The organism is Mesorhizobium sp. f-mel, assembly GCF_053850215.1.
In genome coordinates this window covers 1-15,581 of record NZ_JBSPTO010000052.1, presented here as the reverse complement: position 1 = coordinate 15,581, position 15,581 = coordinate 1, and the positions used below count along the sequence as shown (strand labels likewise).

The 15,581-nt window shown below is 61.5% G+C and carries 16 protein-coding genes and 1 pseudogene; 2 read left to right on the top strand and 15 right to left on the bottom strand.

Annotated features, from left to right (window positions below; all coding sequences use genetic code 11):
• The 13 genes and pseudogenes from ACWUKX_RS30195 to ACWUKX_RS30135 all read right to left on the bottom strand — a co-directional run.
• Nucleotides 1-352, bottom strand: a pseudogene (locus tag ACWUKX_RS30195) (hypothetical protein); the annotation flags it as partial.
• Between the two features lie 85 nt (nt 353-437).
• The gene (locus ACWUKX_RS30190; RefSeq protein WP_456010321.1) at nt 438-1,724 is read right to left on the bottom strand and encodes a M16 family metallopeptidase; all 1,287 of its coding nucleotides are present in this window, start codon (nt 1,722-1,724) and stop codon (nt 438-440) included.
• A gap of 91 nt (nt 1,725-1,815) precedes the next feature.
• Entirely contained in the window at nt 1,816-3,141 is a 1,326-nt protein-coding gene (locus ACWUKX_RS30185; protein ID WP_456010317.1) for a M16 family metallopeptidase, read from the bottom strand.
• A 706-nt stretch (nt 3,142-3,847) separates the two neighbouring features.
• Nucleotides 3,848-5,590 (bottom strand): relaxase/mobilization nuclease domain-containing protein, encoded by a 1,743-nt coding sequence (locus ACWUKX_RS30180; RefSeq protein ID WP_456010316.1) that lies wholly within the window; start codon nt 5,588-5,590, stop codon nt 3,848-3,850.
• Nucleotides 5,591-5,836: 246 nt separating this feature from the next.
• The gene (locus tag ACWUKX_RS30175; RefSeq protein WP_456010314.1) at nt 5,837-6,871 is read right to left on the bottom strand and encodes a lytic transglycosylase domain-containing protein; all 1,035 of its coding nucleotides are present in this window, start codon (nt 6,869-6,871) and stop codon (nt 5,837-5,839) included.
• Between the two features lie 59 nt (nt 6,872-6,930).
• Entirely contained in the window at nt 6,931-7,257 is a 327-nt protein-coding gene (locus tag ACWUKX_RS30170) for a DUF736 domain-containing protein (protein WP_027155816.1), read from the bottom strand.
• 35 nt (nt 7,258-7,292) lie between these two features.
• The gene (locus ACWUKX_RS30165) at nt 7,293-7,853 is read right to left on the bottom strand and encodes a S26 family signal peptidase (protein ID WP_455850776.1); all 561 of its coding nucleotides are present in this window, start codon (nt 7,851-7,853) and stop codon (nt 7,293-7,295) included.
• A complete protein-coding gene (locus ACWUKX_RS30160; RefSeq protein WP_456010312.1) occupies nt 7,850-8,314 on the bottom strand; it encodes a DUF2840 domain-containing protein in 465 nt (154 codons plus the stop codon). Before ACWUKX_RS30160 ends, ACWUKX_RS30165 begins: the two co-directional genes overlap by 4 nt.
• Nucleotides 8,315-8,612: 298 nt before the next feature.
• The gene (locus tag ACWUKX_RS30155; protein WP_456010310.1) at nt 8,613-9,479 is read right to left on the bottom strand and encodes a replication initiator protein A; all 867 of its coding nucleotides are present in this window, start codon (nt 9,477-9,479) and stop codon (nt 8,613-8,615) included.
• A gap of 24 nt (nt 9,480-9,503) precedes the next feature.
• Nucleotides 9,504-9,785, bottom strand: coding sequence for a helix-turn-helix transcriptional regulator (locus ACWUKX_RS30150; protein WP_456010308.1), 282 nt, complete (start codon nt 9,783-9,785; stop codon nt 9,504-9,506).
• 527 nt (nt 9,786-10,312) lie between these two features.
• Entirely contained in the window at nt 10,313-10,825 is a 513-nt protein-coding gene (locus ACWUKX_RS30145) for a DUF2285 domain-containing protein (protein ID WP_456010306.1), read from the bottom strand.
• A 70-nt stretch (nt 10,826-10,895) separates the two neighbouring features.
• The gene (locus tag ACWUKX_RS30140; protein ID WP_456010305.1) at nt 10,896-11,105 is read right to left on the bottom strand and encodes a transcriptional regulator domain-containing protein; all 210 of its coding nucleotides are present in this window, start codon (nt 11,103-11,105) and stop codon (nt 10,896-10,898) included.
• 130 nt (nt 11,106-11,235) lie between these two features.
• Entirely contained in the window at nt 11,236-11,514 is a 279-nt protein-coding gene (locus ACWUKX_RS30135; protein ID WP_456010304.1) for a DNA -binding domain-containing protein, read from the bottom strand.
• Between the two features lie 178 nt (nt 11,515-11,692).
• On the opposite strand from ACWUKX_RS30135, the gene ACWUKX_RS30130 reads away from it, so the two are divergent.
• Nucleotides 11,693-11,953: a helix-turn-helix domain-containing protein gene (locus ACWUKX_RS30130; RefSeq protein WP_456010303.1), complete on the top strand. Its 261-nt coding sequence runs from the start codon at nt 11,693-11,695 to the stop codon at nt 11,951-11,953.
• A 188-nt stretch (nt 11,954-12,141) separates the two neighbouring features.
• Here ACWUKX_RS30130 and ACWUKX_RS30125 read toward each other — a convergent pair whose 3' ends face one another.
• Complete coding sequence (locus ACWUKX_RS30125) at nt 12,142-13,347, bottom strand: DUF932 domain-containing protein (protein WP_456010319.1); 1,206 nt, start codon at nt 13,345-13,347, stop codon at nt 12,142-12,144.
• Nucleotides 13,348-13,769: 422 nt separating this feature from the next.
• Here ACWUKX_RS30125 and ACWUKX_RS30120 point away from each other — a divergent pair, with 422 nt between their 5' ends.
• On the top strand, nt 13,770-14,303 hold the full coding sequence (locus tag ACWUKX_RS30120) for a MucR family transcriptional regulator (protein ID WP_456010302.1): 534 nt from the start codon (nt 13,770-13,772) through the stop codon (nt 14,301-14,303).
• Between the two features lie 95 nt (nt 14,304-14,398).
• Here ACWUKX_RS30120 and ACWUKX_RS30115 read toward each other — a convergent pair whose 3' ends face one another.
• A complete protein-coding gene (locus tag ACWUKX_RS30115) occupies nt 14,399-14,710 on the bottom strand; it encodes a DUF736 domain-containing protein (protein WP_027155807.1) in 312 nt (103 codons plus the stop codon).
• Nucleotides 14,711-15,581 lie beyond the last annotated feature (871 nt).

The following is a 15,581-nucleotide window of genomic DNA, read 5'->3' as shown; positions in this document are numbered from 1 at the left end:
CGGGCCGGAACGCCGCGTCGGACAGCACCGCCTTGGCCTCATCGTAGCCTGTCACCCACCAGCCTTCATGCCCGGACGGGAAGCGCACGCGGTGGATCGGACCGTTGGCGCATAGCGCCAACATCTCCGGCGAGGGCTCGATGTGATCGACGCGCCACATCGGCAGCGTCGCCAAGGGTTTGTTCGGACATGGTGGCACTTCACTCTCTAAGCGATGGAAGGGCGGAAGGTGACCGGCAGCTTCCGCGGCGGCTGAAGGATCGAGCAGGCACAGGCGCGGATGTTGGCCCGCCAACGCGGAGCCCATGCCGACGCCCATGATGGCCCCGATGGACGAGCCGGCGATCGCCACTGGCCGGGTGCCAAGTTCCTCCCGGCCTCGGGGATTTGCACCAAGCCCCGCGCCACAGCCGCCGACGCGATCCCAAAAGTCGGGCTCATCCCTTTCCGGCAGCGGCCAGCGGAGGTCCGACCACCATGATGGTCGGCTCGGCGCTCAGGAGCTTCTTTGCCACCGCCTTGACCTGATCGAGCGTCACCGCGTTGATGTAACCGGTGCGACGCTGCATGTGGTCGATGCCGAGATCGTCGAGCTGCAGTTCGACCAGCGTCGCGGCGATGGAACTCGACGAATTCAGATTGTTGATCGCATAGGCGCCGATCAGATATTTCTTGGTCGCCGCCAGTTCGCCCTCGGTCGGGCCGTCCTCGGCCAGCCGCTTGACGACGTCCCGCACGATACCAAGCGTCTCTGTGGCGCGGTCCGAGCGTGTGGCGGTGGTTACGATCAGGGCGTCGGCATGGTCCTGGTTGGTCAGCGAGGAGCTGACGCTGTACGCCAGCCCGCGCGTTTCGCGCACTTCCTGCCACAGGCGCGAGGTGAAGGGGCCGCCGAGGATCTGGTTCATCAAAACCGCGGGGAAGAAATCCGCCGCGTTGCGCTTCACGCCGGGCCAGGCGAGTTGCAGCGAGGTCTGCGGCAGGTCGTAGCTGACCTCGACATGCTGCGCCAGAGCAGGCGTGACGTCGGCGACCGGAGCGAGCGCCTGGTTCTGCGGCAGGTCGCCGAACACCATGTCCAGCTTCTTCTTCAGCGTCTCGGCGTCGATGGCCCCGACCACGGCGACATGCAGGCCGCCGCGCGCGAACACCGCCTTGTGCATAGCCTGTAGGTCGGCCCGCGTGATGGCGTCGATGCTCTGCCTCGTACCCTGGTCGGAGCGCGAATAGGGGTGATCGCCATAGACGGCGCGCGCCCATTGGTTCTCCGCCACCGTGTCGGGGTCATTTTCGTTGGCGATAATGCCGGACAGGATCTGCGAGCGGATGCGGTCGATCGGCGCCTGGTCGAAGCGCGGCTCGTTGACCGCCAGCCGCAACAGGTCGAAAGCTTCGTCGCGCTGTTCGGCCAGCATGCGCATGGAGCCGTAGATGCCATCGCGGGTCGCGTTGAGGCTCATCTCGGCGCCGGCATCGTCGAGCTTGATGTTGAAGGCTTCCGAATCGAGAGGGCCGGCGCCCTCATTGAACAGGCCGGTCATCAGATTGGCCAGGCCTTCCTTGCCCGGCGGATCTTGCGTCGTGCCGCCGCGGAAATCGAAGCGGACGGCGACGACCGGGACGGAATAGTCCTCCACCAGCCAGGCGGTGATACCCTTGGATGAGGTGACGGACTGGATTTCCGTGGCGCGGGCGGCAAGCGCCGGCAGGACCAGGAAGACGATAGAGAGGAAGAGTGTGGCGAAAGCGTGCCAGCCGTTCCCCTCTGCCTTTGCGCGAGAAGAGAAAACTCGGAAATGCTCACTGGTCAACACATCAATTCTCCGTCTTTGGTTGCGGCAAGAGATAGCCGGTAGTCGAGTGCGCCAATACCAGGTAGCGCGCGGCAACGGCCTTGACCTCGTCGGTGGTGATCTTGCGGATGCGATCCGGCCATTCCTGCACGTCCTGGACATTGCCGCCCGTGGCGAGCGTCGAACCATAGATGCTGGCCATGGAGCCCTGGTTGTCGCGGGCAAGGATCATCGACCTGACATGGCGGTCCTTGGCTCTTTCGAGTTCTTCCGGGGTGACGCCGTCGCTGGCGATGCGCGCCACCTCCGCATCGATCGCGGATTCGACGTCGGCGAGCGTGGCGTCGCCGCGCGGCGCGCCGTAGACGGTGAAATTGGTATCGTCGAGCATGGTGCCCTCGAAGTCCGCGCCGGCGCTGGAAGCGATGCCCTGCTTGACGACAAGCGCCTGGTAAAGCCGGCTGCGGTTGCCGCCGCCGAGAACTTCGGCCAGCAGGTCGAGCGCTTCAGCCTCGCCCGGCTTGGCCGTCCGGTAGGAGGGCACGACCCATTGGGTCGAGAAACTCGGCACGCTGACGCGGGCGTCGGAGAGCGTCACGGTGCGCTTGGTGTTTTGCTCCGGCTCGACCGGGCGGACGCGTGGTGGCAGGTCCGGCCCGCGGGCCACCTTGCCATAGGTCTTCTCGGCCAGCGCCTTCACCGTTTCCGGTTCGACATCGCCGGCCACGATCAGCACCGCGTTGTTGGGCCGGTAGTACTTGTTGTAGAAGGCGACGGCGTCGGTGCGGTTGAGCTGCTCCATCTCCTGCATCCAGCCGATGACCGGAATGCGGTAGGGCTGGTTCTGCCACAGCGTGGCCTCGACCTCTTCGTCGAGCACGGCCTGCGGGTTGTTGTCGATGCGCGAGCGGCGCTCCTCGAGGATCACATCGCGCTCGGTCTTGATGACGTCGTCGGTGAGGATGAGGTTGCGCATGCGGTCGGCCTCGAAGCTCATCATCAGCTCCAGCGCAGACGGCGCCGTCATCTCGAAGTAGGCGGTGTAATCGGAGGAGGTGAAGGCGTTGTTGGAGCCGCCTATGTCAGAGACGGCGCTGGCTAACTCGCCGGTCGCGTGATTGGTCGTGGCCTTGAACATCAGATGCTCGAAGAAATGGGCGATGCCGGATTTGCCTGACGGCTCGTCGGCGCTGCCGTTCTTGTACCAGACCATATGGGTGACGATCGGCACGCGATGGTCGGGAATGACGATCACTTCCATGCCATTATCGAGCAAGAAATCCGTCACCTTGCCGCCGTCGGCGGCGAGCGCGGGGCCGACCAGCGTCAGGGCGGCTGTGAAGAGCAAGGCGCGGAGAGTATCAAGTGCGGATGTCGAAGCTGGCTTCGGGAGCTGTTTGAACCAGGTCGGCGTCTCCGCGCAATATCGAGATCGCAGGCGGTTGACGCCAAAGCCAACGCTGGCTTCGGGCGCGCATGATCTCTCTGAGGCAGATTTCGACATGTTGGTCACCTTGCTTCCTGACATTCATCGCGATGGAAAAAACAAAACAAATACGGCCGCGCGCGGGTCGAGGCGTTAGATGCAATCGTGATGCCAACTGCACAGGAACCGTTTTTTCGAAATGAAAAGCGCTCGACCGAACACCACCGTGTTGCGAACGCGACCAACCCGACATTAAGTGTCGATTGCGAGACCTTCTTCACGAATGGATGGACAGAAATCTTCTCCGAGCAAGCTCGAACGCACGCATCGTCGAAGAGCCAAGGACAGCCTGAGTTCGTTCCCCTCGTCTGGTGAAGCTGTCGTCATGATAGCCTTGCTCTCCGGGATGTGCGGGCTGACGATGCGCCATGATGCGAGAGTGTGCGGCAACTTGGCGCGATGTTCCTGAGCGCGCGCTTTTCTCAACGAGCGCACGCCGGTTCATCAAATCATCGGTGTTCGGTTCCCTGTGACAGAGCGGCGATCGCTCCTTCGGAGAACGCGTCGATGGCTGCCGCTATACCGCTCGTCCAGCAGGGCGCGTTCGCGAGCGGCTTAGCTGCCCTCCTCACAGCCCTAGCCCTCGTTTCCTGCCGAGAGCCCAATCCACACCACCCCCGGCCCGCATGACGCCATTGAGGTGACTGCCGAGGTGTTTGTCGAGTGCAGGTGACCAGGGCACGAGCTTGAAGCCGAGCCCGTCATCGATCATCGCGAACCGGCCTGAGGCAAGAGAGAAGCGCCGCCGGTAGGTACCAGCAATTTGCTCGCCCTCAGCAGCCTTCATGAAGGACAGACCTGTCCCGGCGGCCAGTTGCTCACCGAGTGCATCAACCTCGCGAGCGCGAAGCGCTGCAATCAGGTTGCGCGCAAGTACGACACGGTCAGCCTCGCGCCGCGCTAAGCCTTGCTCGACAAGGTGCTGGGTGCGATTCTCCAGCGCCTGTTTGACCTGCTGTGCAAATCCGCCCTCGCCTAAGTTGGTTGGTCCATGCGCGACCAGTTGCCGGTCGAGCCAAGTCGCGCCGTCAGCACGGACCTGTTCTTCGATCGAGAGATCAGAACGGACAGCTAGGGCGACGCGGCTGCGGCCTTTTCCATCTTCGTAACGCCGAAGCTCGACGATGGAACCTGGTGCAGAGTCTCCGGTGGCATCGAGATCTTGAAAGCGGATGTAATGAGTTCGTCCATCGATGCCGTCGACAATTGCGTAAGCAGAAGCGCGCAACTCGTCATCGAGGCCTCGTTCCATGAGCCTGCCGATGATCGGGACCTCGCTCGCCTCGCCCGCGAAAACTTGGTCGGCAGCGCCTCTGTCGAGCCCATGCTCGGTAAGGCTGCGATGCATGCGCTTGATGATGTCGCCTCGCTCGCCGAGCGCTCGCAGGGTAGCTTCGGCCTCGGCTACCATTGTCCATTGGCCTGCACCGATCGGGTGCGCGAGGCCGAGGCTTTCCAATTTACGCAATCGGCCGACCTTCACCGCGAGATACTCATCAGGCTTTCGGTCCGCGACGGGCGCGACGTCGATAATGCCATGCCTGTCGATTTCACGAACAAGCTGGCGGTCGAGATGTGTCCAGCGTTCGGCCTCAATTTGTTGATGGAATGCACGACGAATTTCACGATCGGTCCTTGGGCCAAGCTCCTGAGTGATCAGATCCTGCGCACGACTGCGAATCCCATTTTTTATGTAGTCGCGAGAGATGACGAGATCCTGACCGCCCCCAGCTTTGCCGCGCAGGATAATGTGAACGTGGGGATTGTCGGTGTTCCAATGGTCGACGGCCAGCCAATCTAGGTTGGTGCCCAAGTCCTTTTCCATCTGCCCCATGAGGTCGCGGGCGAAGATCTTGAGATCGGCCATCTCCACCGCGTCCTCGGGCGAGACGATGAAGCGAAAATGGTGCCGATCATCCTCGCAGCGCTCGGCGAAATCCTTGACGTCGGCATCGTCGGTTTCCAGACCAAACATGCGCGCCTTCTCGCCGTCGCGGGTGACCCCTTCGCGACGCAGATAATTGAGGTGTCGCGCAAGCGGGCCATTCTGTCTCTTGTGATGACGGACCACGAGCGCCTTGACTGTGCAGGATCGAGAGCGGCTGGTAATGAAGCGATTGGCACGAAGGCTCGCCACCCGGCCTCGTCCGAAATATGAGCCGCGCCCGGCAGTGATACTGCCGTCGCGAGAGATCCTCCCGCCAGCTTTTTGCGCGGCGGCGAGCGCCTGAGCGATGAAGGGCCGTGCCCTTTGGCTCTGGCGCGAGCGGATACGGCCTGGCCGCACGCGGAAATCGTCATCACCTCTCACGACGTTTCACCCGCGATGTGCGGATCACGTTGAAACCGTTGCAGAAAATCAAGTCGGGCGATGTGCGGGAACTTCTGGCGATGTGCGGAAAGCTCGAGAAAAGGCAACCAAAACAACCGACCGACCGAGCCGCACATCGCGGCCTTTTATCTTGCCATCCCTCCCCGACTTCCGTGAGTGCCAGCACTTTCGCCGTCAATCGTGCGACAGAGCAGGTCAGAGTGCAATTTACGCGAGGTCCAGCGTTCATTGCGATGCACCGCGCGATCGTGGGATGAAGAGGCTGTTCCCGGCTAAGTTCGGTGCAGGACGAGCAACTTCAGAACCAACATTCGGCGTCGGCTCAAGCGCCGTGAGATCGTCCACCGCTGTGTCGATCCGCGGCGGCATGTTGGCGGAACGGATCTCCGTGAAGACCGTTCGGTCGACGGAATCGAAACCTCTTCTACCGCGCCATCCGACGTCATTTATCCGAGCAAAGTCGCGATCAAAAAGCTGCGAACCATCTGCGCTCGACCGATTTCCCAATCGTTCCGAGCGGGGCGGGATATCAACAGCTCCCTTGATCAGCGGCCTAAGTTTCGCGACGTAGTCGATCGTCTCTCGAGGCAGCTGACGACCAGTCGAAAGATGCTCCTGATAGCGTTGTGGTCCGGCGTTGTAGGCGGCAAGAAATCCCTTCGGACCGAAGCGATCGAACATCTCGCGGAGATACGCCGCACCAGCCAGGATGTTCTCTCGCGGATTGAACGGATCGGTTCCGAGACCATGTTTGATGCGCAGTTCGGCCCACGTGGCGGGCATGATCTGCATCAGGCCAACCGCAGATTTGGGTGAGATGGCCCGGACATCCCCGCCGCTCTCGACATGCATGACCGCCCCTATCAGGTGCTCGGGAAGGTCAAAGCGTTTGGCGGCCTCGCAGACGTAGTTGGACCAGTTTTCATTCTTTGCGATTGTTGTCCCGGCGCACGATTTTGGCACCGGTTCCGACGGCGCTTCCGCTGCGCCGGCCGCAGAACCAAGCATGAGCAACGCGCATGCTGAGAACATCGCCACGCATTGGCGAGTGGTGACGCGCGCACCACCATCCCGACGTGCCAAAAGCCTGCCATCGTGCTCGCTTCGGGCAAGGGCAAGGCTTCGCCGGCCGATCATGCTTCTCATGCATGACAGCGCAAATAGCACTTCAGTCGATGGAGAAGCGTTCGGCCGCCCTTGACCTTCGCTGCGCGCGACGGCCGCCTGACAGGCGGTCGGGTCGAAGGGTTTGACCGGCATTCGATCGATCAAAGGGTTTGCCTGGGCAAGATCGATAATTCCCGATCGAAACATCGAAGTCAGGCTCGCTCTTCGCGCTTCGACGGCCGGCTCCAGTGTAGATTCCAGACGTCCTTTTCGGTGGCGACCTGGAAGAGGTTGGCGCGGATCGGCTGCGTGAACGACGGATCGTCGATGAGCACCGAGAGATAGGCGCCTGCCTTCTCGCCGGTGCGGTCCCACGCCGCCCCGATCTCGACGCCGTCGCAATAGATGCGGTGTTCGGGGGCATTTTCCGCGTCCGACTTCTCGACAGGCAAGATGGCGAGCTTGGCGTCAATCGTCAGCGTGCAGATGTTGCCGAAGAAGCCGTCATTGTTCCGAGTGAAGGTGCCGATCTGACTCATGCGGATTGTCCTTTCGTGGTGATAGAAACGAGCCGTCACGGCTCGCCGGGAGCCGGTTCGCCGGAAGCATCCGGCGCCGGAGATGTGCGGTCGATGATCCAGATGGGGACCGCGCGGCCGACGATGCTGGTGATTGGGAGTGGGCCGAAATAGCGGCTGTCAAAACTGTCGGCCGCATCCCAGTTCATGAGGAACACTTCGCCTTCGGCAAGCACATGGCAGCCGCGCCAAGCAGGCAGCGGCCGGCCGCGACTGTCGCGCTCGAGCGCGCTGCCGTAGATCTTGCCGTGCGCGATGATGGCCGCCCCACGGCGGCAAACCATTTGTCCGCCGCGCGCCAGGATGTGCTTCAACAGCGGTACGCCGCGCGGCAGATGTCGCCGCTCGGCCAGCAAGCCGGCCAGCGCTTCGGATGGCATAACGACTGCGAGGTCGCCGACCTTAGGCGTGCCACCTTGCTTGATGCGATATAGTCCGATCGGAACGCTTGCCGACGCGTTCCAGATCAGCCACGGAGTAGGTCCGCTTAACGCCGGCGCGACGATCAATGCCGCACCGCCGAGCATTCCCCCGATGATTTTGCCGCGGGCGCTCATGGCTCAATCCGCCGGCGCAGCAGCCACGCTTCATGCCGCTGCCGTGTGTAAGGCCTGGGGCTTTCGCGTGCGACAAGGCGACTGTGGACGTGACGCCAATACTCCGGCGAGACGTCTATCGCGTCGATGCCGAGTGCCTCGACGGCATCGATGATCTCCAGCACCCTCTCAACCTTCGGCCATCCGATGGCGGTGAGCAGGATGTCGGCGCCCGGCCGCACATGGGCGACGGTCGAGCAGCGCTTGCCTGTGCCGACGGCGCGCAGAATGTCGATGCGCGAGGCGACGGTGCCAAAGTCATTCGCCGCCCAGCGGACGAAGGCGAAGATGCTACCGGGCGCGAAGGCGACGACGCGGCGGGTCCTGTCGACGATCCTGTTCTCGACGGCTTTGCCGAAGCGGATGTAGTTCTCGATCCGCTTCTTCACCCAGAGCAGCTCGACATAGGTTAGTTCGCTCATGCCGTCCTTCCCTGCAGGAGGTGGGCAGCCGCAACGGCCTGCCACCCCGTTGAAGGAGCGGCTGGCTCGGGGTTGATACCTCTGCAGACGATCCGGAGAGCGCATCGCCAACGTCGTCCACAGTCTTCCGGAACCGAGCGTTCCGTTAGAAAGAATCCGAAGGATTCCGGGTTAGATAAGTTAGAGGCGCGAATTCGGCTTTCGCTTCCATGGGTTGATTGCGATCTAGGTTCCTGAAATGACGGGGATCGGGTTCCCGAAATCCCGTGTCTTCGGGTTCCTGAAGTGACGAGTTGATTCACAGCTTGTCCTCCGGGGCCCTGGCCTTGCCGAAGCGGTTGAAAAGGTCGGGATGGCAGGCCTTGAAAGTGAGAAGAGGTTCGCCGGCCTTCGTCATGCCCAGCGTCAGGCGATACCCCGGCAAGGATTGCCGGCGAACGATGCCACGAACCTCGAAGGCAAAGCGCTTGTAGGCAGACAGGCTGCCGGATTTTGCGTGGAGATGGTGCAGGTCGAATGACCAACCATGCGCCTGCCGGCCGCCATGTTTTCGCACGAGACGATAGAGCCAGCGCTCGATGCCGCCTGTCAGGTCGAAATAGGCACGGTCGATGGTGAGCACGAAGGCGTCGCCCATGATGCCGGAATAGAACCAGTCGGGCAGGACAAGCTCGATACCAAGCGGTCGAGCGCGATGGTCGGCCCGCTCCTTCCATTCGTTGATCCAGGAGAAGCGGTGCATGCGCCGCTCGGTAGGTTGGCGGATCGAGGTGGCGACGGTGGTCGACTGGAGGCGGTCGAGCGCTGCCTTGAGCAGCAGGTACTCACGGGCTGACGTGCCGCGACCGATGAAGGTCAGGATTTCGTGCGGCGTCGCGGCCATCATGCGCGAGGTTCGCAGCCCATTGTCTCGGGCATCGACGATCTGAGAGGCGGCCCAGATCAGGATATCGGCATCCCAGATGGTCGCCATTCCGTGCTCGGCGGTCGCCTCGACACGGATGGCGATCTCGCCCATGCGAAAGTCGATCGGGGTGACGCGCCGCGATTTGGCGAGCGAGAAGAATGGCCAGGCCATCAGGTCCTGTGCGTCGCGCAAGGCCATCTTGCCGGGGCGCGCATGAAACAGCGCAATCGGCTCCAGATCTGTCGGGGGTGGCCGCATGTCCAGATCCCGCAGCTGCAAGGCTCAGCGCGACTTGCCTGCATAGGCCGGCGCGCGGGCCGCATGCGGCTTGGCCGGCGGGACGTGGGTGGCGTTTGTGTCGCTGGTGGAGGTGCGGGCGCCGAGCTCGATCCAGGCATGCAGGTCATCGATGTCGTAGAGCACGCGGCCGCCAACCTTGCAGTATTTGGGACCGGTGCCGTAGGTCCGGTGTTTTTCCAGTGTCCGGGCGCAGAGGCCAACGATAGGCGCGGCCTCCTTGGTCCGAACATATTTGTGGGGCGCGTCCGCGGGACCCTTCGACATCGCTCGATCTCCATTCGGTTCTGCTGTCGTCCTGGCCTGCCGGGACGCGCGAAATGGACGATGGCCGAATTGAGAAAAAGGGAGGGAGGGCAAAGATCGGCGGGCGTGTTTTTGCTACCCCAGGCGCCTCGATCTGCGCCGACAATGGTCCCACGGCGCGGCATACGTCTTAGGAGAGCGAGCTGGCGATGTAATGGGGCTATGGGTTACCCGTGGTCAATACCAAGATCTGATGACCGACCTCAGCTCCGTGCTTTGGACTGTTGCTCACAAAAGAGGAAAGTCCATGCCACGTTGTCAGCTACCGTCTCGCCGAAGATGATGACGGAAGGTGGCAATTGGCTTTTGATCCTGAAGAGCTACAAGCATGTATTGAGTTCATCCACTGTGACTCTTCTTCAAAGCCCGGGGAATGGATGTCGGTTGAGGATTTTCTGGCTTGGGCACCACGCAATCCTCTTAATCGAAAAGCGATCGATTGCTTCGTCGCGTTCTTGGCGAAGGCTATACTCATCCTGCGCCTGACCTCATGACTCCGAGCTGCGGTGGCGGCTTTGCGGATAGAGGAGAAGGTCCCGATAGCCGCCGGCCACCAGGCGGTCGGCCCGTCGCAGGATCGCCCGCACCTTGTGGCGCAGGTGATGGTCGCGCCAATCGCGCGCAGCGATGGGCTCGCAGGACAGCAGTTCCTCGGCGAGCCGACGGTAACGAGCCCGCTGGTGCCTTCCATCGAAGGTGCGGAGATTGAGAATGTGTCTCAGCCTGGTCTGTTGAGGCAGTGAGCCATACCGGGTGCCGAGCCGACGGCCATTCAGCGCCCGCCAGAGCCGGCGCGCGGCGTCCATCCTGGTTTCGAAATTCTCGTCAAGCGGCAGGACAACAGCGTTGATGTCGAGCAGGTCTCCTGGTTCATTGGAGATGATGTGATGTGTCTCCGGAGCCGGCGGCCAGAGAACATGAACCCGCTCGGCTTCGGTCCAGCTTTGAGCTGTGCTGAGTTGTCTAAGGACAGGCTGCGAGGCACCCGCGAAAGCTGCCAACTTCGTCGCTTGAAGAACCCGAGGCGAGGCCTGTTCCGTCCAGACGATGTGTTCGGGTGAGAGACGCTCGTCAGCAAAGATTTTGAAATCGCGCGCCCCAACGTGCGGCGAATTCCGGCGAGCCGGCGAGTTCTCCTGTCCTCAGTGGACTTGATGCCAGCCGCTGACATTCGGCGGCAAAATCAGCGTTCCGGATCAGATACTCGGCGGCAAACTGTTCGGCTTCGTAGCCGCGCATGTGCTCGTATGCCGCCGGATCGGTCCAATCGCTTCGCGACATGGCAACGGTCCTCATCCGGCCCGCGGTCTGCCGCGAGCTTCGCCATCAGCTTCCGAGGCAACAGTTGGTTTGGGTAGTCAGAGAGTCGGCAAACCGCCTTGCTGAATGAGCACAGCGCCGGTTCAAGTGCCTAGTGTGGTGCACCGCCGGCCAGGAGGTAGCGATAGCCATTGGTGGTCATCCACCGGGCGCGAGCGAGATGTGTTTCCCATGCTCGAAATGCCCGTTCCGGCTCTTTCGCGGGATCGATATGCAGAACGATCCTGGCCACTTCACGCCAGTCGGCGTTTTCGGCTGCTGCATCCAGCAGGCGAATGTAGGTGAGGAGATGCTCCTCGTCGTAGCCGGTCAGGATTGAGGCGTCTGGCGCGACGTCGGCGACATCAGGATCGAGAAGAGGTTTAAGCATGGCAATCTCGTACGCCGACACACTCCTCGATGTGCTGCCAAGTCCTGATTTGGGCGCCTGGATGTGACACGGCCATCACCTCGATGCGTTATGACTGAACGCGATCAGATTATCCGATTTTCTGGTTATCCGATTTTCCATTTAATTGATCTGCCGGCTTCGTCAAGGACCGGCACAAATGCAAAAGACGCTTCGATCGCCAAGACATGTGCGTCTGGTCCAACTGATCGTTGAAAAGCGTAGGAAAGCCGGCCTGAGCCAGGCTGATTTGGCGAAAGCGCTGGATAGATATCAATCGGTGGTCGCGGCCATCGAGTCCGGTGGCCGGCGAATCGACGTTGTCGAATTTCTCGATCTGGCTGAAACGATAGGCTTCGATCCGCATGAGATATTGAGCAAGGTCGTGGCAGTTCAAAGCGGCAAGTCAAAGGATCGCTAAAGTCCGATTTGTCGTGTTTATAACCAGCCACTCATCGCAATCAGACTGCAGTCGCATCGCGAGCCGGGCAGAGCCCGGCGAGCGGCGCAGCCTGCCAGGCGCAACCGCTACAGCCGATCGCCCTCCCAGATCCGCGACAATTGGTGATTGGCTGCGCGGCCGGATTTCGACCGCGCAGCATCGCGCGGTCAGACTGCCTTTTCGAGCAACACCTTCGCCTTGCCTTCAAGCTCAAGCCGGCTGTCCTGATGGGATTTGGTACGCGCATGCGCAGTCATGCCCTGTACAAAATCGAAGATGCTTTCGGGTGGCCGGCCTTCGTCCTGCAAGACGGCCGCGATGATCTTGCCGGTTTCGGCCTTGGAGAAGCCTCGCTTGCGCAGGAAGGTTTCGCGGTCGTCATCGCTGCGGGCGACGATCTTCTCACGCGCGGCCTTGATGCCAGCGATAAACGGCGCCGGCGAGGAGTTGGCGAAACTGGTCAAGGCCGGTGCTGCCTCGTGGGCAAAACGCTGCGCGGCGAATTTCGAATGCCGGATGCTGATTTCCTCAAAGCCTTCGACGCCCCAAAGGTTGCGGTTCATGCAAACCGCGCGAAGGTAGAACGAGGCGATGCCAAGCGTCTTGCTGCCGACTTCGCTGTTCCAGCAATAAAATCCCCGGAAATACAAATCCGGCTCTCCGTTCGGCAGGCGCCCTGCCTCGATGGGGTGGGTGTCGTCGACCAGAAACAGGAACACGTCGCGGTCACTGGCGTAAAGCGTGGTGGTGTCCTTCGTGATGTCCACGAAGGGATTATGCGTCATGGTCGCCCAATCAAGCATCCCCGGCACCTTCCACATGGTGTCGCCGGTGCCATTGCCCGCGATCTTCATGACGGCTGCGACAAGCTCATGATCCCAGATACGGCCATAGTCTGGCCCGGTGACAGCGCGAAGCTCGATGCGTCCGTCCTCCGCCTCAAGGGTTTTCACAAGCTCGGCGCGATGACTGAGCAAGCCGTGCTGGAGATTGATGCCTGCCAGCGGTGCGGGAAGCTGACGCATGTAAGTTGCGGGTGCACCGACAAGGCTGCACAGTTGGCCGAAGCTCCAATGTGTGGGCGCGATCATCTGCTCCTGTCCAGGAACGATCAGCGAAAGCCGTTCGGCATTCTCGCGGCTTGCCTCGACGCGAACGGCGCGGCTCTCGACGGTGCGCGCGGTGGCACGATCCGCACGCGTGCGCACAGCATCATAGAGCTCGGTCAGCGAAAGATAGCGCTCATCATCGGGACGCGAGAACCATTCCGAAGAAACGCGCCCAATGCGCTCGCCGCGCGAAATGTCGACGCGAAAGCTGCCGGGAACGGGGGGCTCCTGGTTGTTGCTTGTACTGTTGGTGTTCGTGATCATGTTCATTGGTCACTCCTTTTTCAGTCGATGCCGAAGGCATGTCCTCCGGCATGCCTTCCGGGGGCGCGTGAGCGCGCGGGAGTGATGGGGGCCATTGCCGGCGCGCGGAGCCGGGCTGCACGGTCGAGCGGAGCGGATGGAATTGATCGCGGTGGTTGCCGATTGGTCGGCCGCTTTGCGAGCCGGCGGCCCTGCTCTGCACAGCCGGCAATGGCGGGGAAGCGAGGGGAAAGTCTCCTCGCTTCCCTTAAGGCAGTTGGCAGATTGTTCCGCTGCGACCAAAATAAATCGGAATGGGGTTCTGCCTGGAAGTGTCGCCTCCTTAGAGATTTGTGGAGCGAACAATCATTATTCGCTTGATCTATTGTACAAACCGCACAAATAACATGCTGACGTAATTGAACCCCGAAGAAGGAAACTGCATGATCGCATCCGATGAGCAACAGGGCAAAACCGATCTCGTGTCGATTGCTGCCGATATTGTCTCCGCCTATGTGTCGAACAATCCATTGCCGGTGGCGGAGCTGCCGAAACTGATCGGCGATATCCATGTCGCTCTGCAGAACGTCGGCACACCCGTGGCCGAACCTGTAGTGAAACTGGAACCGGCCGTTTCGATCAGGAAGTCGGTGACGCCCGACTACATTATCTGCCTGGAAGACGGGAAGAATTTCAAATCGCTGAAACGGCATCTCAGCACGCACTACCATCTGAGCCCTGAGGAATACCGGCAAAAGTGGAGCCTGCCTGCCGACTATCCAATGGTGGCGCCGAACTACGCCGCCGCCCGCTCGGCGCTGGCGAAGGCAGCCGGGCTCGGCCGCAAGCTGGCGGCACCAGAAGCAGCCAAGGAGGAGAACCCGAAACGGATGCCTCGCGTCGCTGCAGCGACTGTGACAGCAGCACCTGCAAAATCGCCGGTCAAGAAAACGCGCAAAGTTGCCGCCAAGGCCTAGCCTGCCTCATCGAACTGGTTACAATCGAGCGGTGGCGGACTGAGCATGGTGAAGCCCCGGCGCGGCGCGCCGGGGCCTTTTTTGTTAGGCCGCTTTCACTCGGCGGCGCGGCGGGACCAGATGAGCGAGAACTCGCCCTGGGTTTCGGTCTCGACCAGGCTCGCATAGATCGGAGCGGGGAAACTTGGATCGTCGAGTTTGACCGAGTGATAGTCACGTCCTTCGCGCGAGGTCTTCTTCCATGCCGCCCCGAATTCGGTGGCGCCGGCGAAGATGCGATAGTCCGGACCTTTTTCGTTGTCCCCTTCGGCGGGGACAAAATCCACGGTCTTGACGTTGAGGTTGAGGGTCTTGACGGAGCCCTTGAAGCCCTTTCCGGTGCTGGTGAAGATGCCGATCGTAGCCATTGCGGTGGTTCCTTCTGTTGATCGGGCCGCGCCCATCGCGGCCTCGATGGTGGTCGTGAGACCGAGGACGATCGATCCGCACCCCGAAGGGCTGAAACGAAGTGGAGGACGGCTGACGCTGGCTTTTTTGTCTCGCGATGCAAAGCCGGCCTCTTGGGCCGGCGGCGGAAAAAAACCAGCGTCGGACGTTGCGGGAAGACGATCGAGCGAAGCCGGTCTTCGGTCAGACCCAATCCATTCGAGGACGCCGAGCGCGGCTTGCCAGCAGACGAAGAGGAACCGCTGCAATGGCTACGATCGATTCACACCGCAAAAGGGCTTGGATCAGTGCGGAGCCAATTCACGGCAAGGCAGGGATCACCTCTCCGCGGAATCTAATGGTGACAATGAAGTCCAGGCTTTCGCCGCTCTTTGCCCTCAATCCGTTGTATTCGACGCGATACGGAAAATGATACCCGCGCCAGGGGCTGCGACCAATGCCCGCCAAGCGGATGATCAGACCCTCCCCGCCCTAGTCTATGCCAGCCCGGTCGACACCACAGACGGTAGACGACCCATTTACACCTGATCTTCCGCCGCTTTGCCGTGTGATTGCCAACCGTGAAGCCTGCGTGCCCCGCAGGCGCTTTGGCGTGAGAGTCCGCCGGAGTTCCGGATCGTATGCCTCGAGGGCTCGATGATCGATGCTAGGCCCCGAGGCTGGCAGGGAGCGGCAAGGGCGGACGCGCAGCTTTCCGCGCGTCCTGAGCAGCCAGTGCGCATGCGCCAAAAAAGCGCCTATTCCACAGTCACCGATTTCGCCAAGTTGCGCGGCTGGTCGACGTCGGTGCCCATGAACACGGCGGTGAAATAGGCCAGCATCTGGATCGGC